Raw genomic sequence first — 5109 nt, 5'->3', positions numbered from 1 at the left:
CTGCTGACGGGGTGGCGCGACGCGTGGGAGCTGGGCCGGACCGCCCGCGACAACGCGCTGAGCCTGCTGTCGAGCGCCGTCGACGGTTGGGCGGTGGTGTGGAACCCGTTGGTGCACAGCCGGACGGACGTGGTCACCGTCCACCTCGACGAGCCGTTGCGCGGCACGGTCGTCGACCACGACGGCAATGTGGTGCCTACGCTGGTGGAGCACGACGGACACTCGGTGAGCTGGCTGGCGCGTGACGTTCCGTCGCTGGGGTGGCGGGCCTACCGGCTCGATGACGGCGCCGCGACCGGCTGGAAGCCGTTCGACGGCAACGAGATCGGCAACGAGACATACCGACTGCGCGTCGACCCCGCACGCGGGGGCGGGGTGGCGTCGCTGACGGCAGCGGGCAGGCAGCTGATCGCCGACGGCCGCGTCGGCAACGAGCTGGCGGTCTACGACGAATATCCGGCGCACCCGCAAGCCGGCGAAGGGCCGTGGCACCTGCTGCCCACGGGACCGGTGGTCTGCTCGTCGGCCTACCCCGCCGACGTCGAGGCCCATCGCAGCGCGCTCGGCGAGCGACTCACCGTCCGCGGCCGGATCGACGGTCTGCTGCGCTACACCCAGACGGTGACCCTGTGGCACGGCGTCGACCGCATCGACTGCCGCACCACCATCGATGAATTCACCGGAGAGAACCGGTTGCTGCGGCTGCGCTGGCCCTGCCCGGTGCCGGGCGCGATGCCGGTCAGCGAGGTCGGCGACGCGGTCATCGGCCGTGGCTTCGGCCTGATGCACGACCACGATCCGGCGCACGCCGTCGACTCGGCGCAGCATCCGTCCACACTGGACAACCCCGCGTTCGGCTGGTTCGGGCTGTCGTCGGCCGTCCGGGTCCGGGTCGGGGAGCGCACCCGTGCCGTATCGGTGGCCGAGGTGGTCGCGCCGAACCTGGACGCCGCGACGCGTGACCTGATGGTCGCCTTGGTCCGCGCCGGTGTCACGGCAACCTGCAGCAGTGCGGACAAGCCGCGGTACGGCGACCTGACCGTCGACTCGAACCTCCCCGACACGCGGATCGCCTTGGGCGGACCGCGCGAGAACGCCTTCACCGCAGCGGTTCTCGCCGCCTCCGACGATGCCTACACCGAGGAACTCGACCGCCAGCTGAAGGCCGACGGCGTCGCACGGGTCTGGGTACCCGCCGACGCGCCACTGGCGCAACGCTGGGTGCCCGGTGCCGACCTGCGCGGCACGCGCGCCCTTCCCGTCCTCGTCGTCGCAGGCCGTGACGGTTTCGCGTCGGCCGTCGCGGCGCTCGTCGAGGACCTGGCCGACGCCGAGGTGACCGTCGAGCAGGACGCGCCAAGCGGGATCGACGGATTCGAGGGGCGGACCGTGGCCGTGCTCAACCGTGGCGTGCCGAGCTTCGCCGTCGACACCGACGGCACGCTTCACACGTCGCTGATGCGGTCGTGCACCGGGTGGCCGTCGGGGACGTGGATCGACCCGCCCCGACGCACCGCGCCGGACGGTTCCAACTTCCAGCTGCAGCACTGGACGCACTCGTTCGACTACGCCGTCGTGGCCGCCGACGGCGACTGGCGCGACGCCGGGCTGCCCGCCGCGAGCGCGGAGTTCGGTCAACCATTGCTCGGGGTCGTCGGGACCGCGTCGTCCGCCGGTGGACTTCCCGACTGGGGGTCGCTGCTCGAAGTCGAACCGGCTCGCTCCGTGCAGCTCGGTGCTCTCAAGGTGGCAGGCAATCCCATCGCACGCGGTAGCGCCGAACACCTCGAGGCCGACGACGGACTCGCCCTGCGGCTGGTCGAAACCCGCGGCCGCACAACGGACATCGTGGTCCGGTCGGGCCTGCGCAACGTCGCCACACCCGAACGTCTCGACCTGTTGGAGCAGTCGCGCGGGCCGGCCGGAGACGCATTGCGCCTGCACGGCTACGAGATCGCCACCATGCGGGCACGCTTGAACATGCCGCGCGTACTCGACGGCGACAAGGCCACGCTCGCACCGGATGCCGAAGTCGCGCAACCGCTCTACGCGCGCTACTGGCTGCACAATCGCGGCCCGGCGCCGCTGGGCGGACTGCCCGTGGTCGCCCACCTGCACCCCCACGCGGCAGCGGTGGACCCCGGCGCGCCGGTCCAGTTGCAGCTCACCGCCGCCAGCGACTGCAGCGATTCGGTACTGCACGGCAGGGTACGGCTGGTCGCCCCGCCCGATTGGACCGCGGAACCCGACGAACTGCCGTTCATGCTTCCGCCTGGCGAGCATCTTGAGACGACCGTCGCGCTGACGATGCCGACGACCGTGGCGCCCGGTCTCTACCCGGTGCGCGCCGAACTCGCGATCACCGGCAATGCGTCGATCCCCGCGTCATGGCGCCAGGTGGTCGAGGACGTGTGCGTGGTATCGGTCGGCGAGACCACCGATCAGATGCTCCGACTGCTCGCCGAGCCGCAGGCCGTCGCCGTCTCCCCGGGCGACACGGCCACGCTCAGCGTCACGGTGGGCACCGACGCATACGCCGGCCTCGCGGCGGAGGCGCATCTGATCAGCCCGTGGGGGACGTGGGAATGGTTGGGGCCCTGCGTCGTCGGCGCGGAGATACCGGCGCGGGGATCTGTCGTTCTCGACTTCGCGGTGGCGCCCCCGGCCTCGGTGCAGCCGGGGGAGTGGTGGGCGCTGATCCGGATCGCCTGTGCAGGCCACTTGCTCTACACGCCCGCGGTGAAGGTGACCGTCCGATGAGCGAGCACGTGGCCGCCACGGTCAGTGGGCGCCCGGTGTTGGTGAGCGACGTCGACCGGCGCGAAACACGCCTTCGCGCCTCGATGTCGGCCGGGGCACTGCCGCGCTCCGGAACCAGCGAAGGGCGGCAACTGCGGCGGTGGCTCACCCAACTGCTCGTCACCGAGCGGGTCGTGGCGGCCGAAGTCGCCGCGCAGGGAGTCACCGCCGACGGTGCGCCGACCGAGGACGACTTGCTGCCCGACATGGCCGCCCGCCTCGAGATCGGCAGCGTGGCAGCGTCGGCGCTGGAAGATCCGCTGGGCCGAGCGTTGTACGCGCACGTCACCGCCGAGATCGAGGTCAGCGATGCCGACGTCGAGGATTACCACGCGCGCAATCCCTTTCGCTTTGCTGCGCCCGCTCCCGCGGCCGGGGGCTGGCACCGTCGCGCCGCCGCCCCCGCGCTCGACGATGCCCGCCAGACCATCGCCGAACATCTGCTGGCGGCCGCCCGTCGCCGCGGCTTTCGCGTCTGGCTCGACGCCAGGCGCGCGGTGCTGGTCGAACTGGCGCCGGGCTACGAGCACCCCGGCGATCCCCGCCAACCCGACAACACCCACAAACACTGATGCTGGAATACACCCCGGGTCGCTCCGCTCTCCCCCGCAAGCGGGGGGACCCCCAGCGCCGGAAGTTGACCCTTGCGCTCGACGTCGGCGGCACCAAGATCGCCGCCGGCCTCGTCGACGCCGACGGCACGATGGTGCACCGCGCTCAGCAGCCCACGGCGGAGGGCGACGCCGAGGCGGTGTGGGCGGTCGCCGAGACGCTGATCGCCGAGGCGTTGCAGAAGGCAGGCGGCGGCGTGGCCGGAGTCGGGATTGCCTCTGCGGGACCCATCGACCTGGCCAGTGGGACCGTCAGCCCGATCAACATCACTGAATGGCAACGGTTTCCGATCGTCGAACGGGTGGCCGCCATGACCGGAGGTCCGGTCCGGCTGGGCGGGGACGGGTTGTGCATGGCCCTCGGTGAGCAGTGGCTCGGTGCGGGCCGCGGCGCGCAGTTCCTGCTCGGCATGGTGGTGTCGACCGGTATCGGCGGCGGGCTGGTGCTCGACGGCGCTCCATATGACGGACGGACCGGCAACGCGGGTCACGTCGGCCACGTCGTCGTCGACCCCGACGGCGGGCCGTGCACCTGCGGTGGCCGCGGCTGCGCCGAGACCGTCGCATCGGGCCCGCATCTGGCCCAGTGGGCGCGCGAGCACGGCTGGGACGCTCCGGCGGACGCCGACGCCAAGGAACTCGCCGACGCCGCGAACGCGGGCGATCCCGTTGCGCTGTCGGCGTTCCGGCGCGGCGGGACCGCGGTGGCCGCGACGATCGCCTCGGTGGCCGCGGTGTGCGACCTGGACCTGGTGGTCATCGGCGGCGGCGTGGCCAAGTCGGGTGCGTTGTTGTTCGACCCGTTGCGCGAGGCGCTGACGACCTACGCGGGCCTCGACTTCATCCGCCGGCTGCGGGTGCTGCCCGCCGAACTCGGGGGTGACGCCGGTCTGGTGGGCGCGGCGGCCTTGGTGAACTCCTGAGACGTCCGGCGCGCCATGTGCTTTCGGCCCCACCCGCACAGGCTCTCCAGTACCGGTGCCAACGTCATGCCGTACTCCGAGATGGAGTAGTGCACGCAGGGCGGCACCGTCTGCGCGTCGTGGCGGTCCAGGATGCCCGCGTCGACGAGCTCGTGCAGATGACGGATGAGCATGCGCTCGGTGATGTCGGGGATGCTGCGGCGTAGCTCGGCGGTGCGCATGGGGCCGTCGAGCAGGCGCCACAGGATGGTGCCCTTCCACCGGCCGTCGATCACCGTCAGCGCCGTATCGATCGGGCACTCGGTGATGCCCTTCTTCGAGACCGCCACTACGCCTCCCCACTCTTTGGCACTGCCAAATTTGTCAGTACCTTGTTTTTTGTCAGCATAGCTAGCAGGGTCGATGACGTGACCAAGATGATCGAAATCGTTGCGCTGGTGTTGGTGGGCCCGCTGGTCGGCGTCGAGCTCGGGGTGGCCGCCTTCACCACCCCGGTCGTCGCGAAGCTGCCCGACGCCGCGTTCCGGCAATTCCGTAGCGGTGGGGGCCGATTGCTGGGTGTGGTGATGCCGTTCTGGTACATCGGCGCGCTGGTGTTGCTCATCGCCGCTGCGGTGTTGTCCCGCAACGTCCTCGTGGTCGGTGCGGTCGCGCTGATGGCGGCTGCTGTTCTGCTGTCGGTCACGACGCTCGTTCCGATCAACAACCGGATCGGCCGATGGCAGACGGATGCGGACGTCTCGCGCGACCTCGCCGGCCGATGGGACCGGTTGCAC

5 protein-coding genes are annotated in these 5109 nt (G+C 71.1%); 4 read left to right on the top strand and 1 reads right to left on the bottom strand.

Annotation, left to right across the window (positions count from 1 at the left end; genetic code table 11):
- The 3 genes from QOC69_RS16420 to QOC69_RS16410 form a co-directional block, all read left to right on the top strand.
- Positions 1-2760: NEW3 domain-containing protein (locus tag QOC69_RS16420; protein ID WP_526441371.1), on the top strand; the 2760-nt coding region annotated here is incomplete at its 5' end.
- Entirely contained in the window at positions 2757-3371 is a 615-nt protein-coding gene (locus QOC69_RS16415) for a DUF7158 domain-containing protein (protein ID WP_526441369.1), read from the top strand. The genes QOC69_RS16420 and QOC69_RS16415, both read left to right, overlap by 4 nt.
- A complete protein-coding gene (locus tag QOC69_RS16410; RefSeq protein WP_526441367.1) occupies positions 3371-4333 on the top strand; it encodes an ROK family protein in 963 nt (320 codons plus the stop codon). The genes QOC69_RS16415 and QOC69_RS16410 overlap by 1 nt, the downstream gene beginning before the upstream one ends.
- On the opposite strand, the gene QOC69_RS16405 is transcribed toward QOC69_RS16410, so the two are convergent.
- On the bottom strand, positions 4234-4662 hold the full coding sequence (locus tag QOC69_RS16405) for a winged helix-turn-helix transcriptional regulator (protein ID WP_526441365.1): 429 nt from the start codon (positions 4660-4662) through the stop codon (positions 4234-4236). The two genes, QOC69_RS16410 and QOC69_RS16405, sit on opposite strands and share 100 nt — an antisense overlap.
- Positions 4663-4749: 87 nt before the next feature.
- On the opposite strand from QOC69_RS16405, the gene QOC69_RS16400 reads away from it, so the two are divergent.
- The coding region (locus QOC69_RS16400; protein ID WP_526441373.1) for an anthrone oxygenase family protein at positions 4750-5109 on the top strand (360 nt) is incomplete at its 3' end.

Source organism: Mycobacterium sp., from assembly GCF_032162105.1.
In the GTDB taxonomy this organism is placed as follows: Bacteria; Actinomycetota; Actinomycetes; order Mycobacteriales; family Mycobacteriaceae; genus Mycobacterium.
The sequence above is the reverse complement of the archived record's forward strand: the minus strand, read 5'-3'. Positions and strand labels throughout refer to the sequence as shown.

Coding starts and splice junctions, on each gene's coding strand:
- QOC69_RS16415 (WP_526441369.1), top strand. CDS start 2,757: ATGAGCGAGCACGTGGCCGCCACGGTCAGTGGGCGCCCGGTGTTGGTG.
- QOC69_RS16410 (WP_526441367.1), top strand. CDS start 3,371: ATGCTGGAATACACCCCGGGTCGCTCCGCTCTCCCCCGCAAGCGGGGG.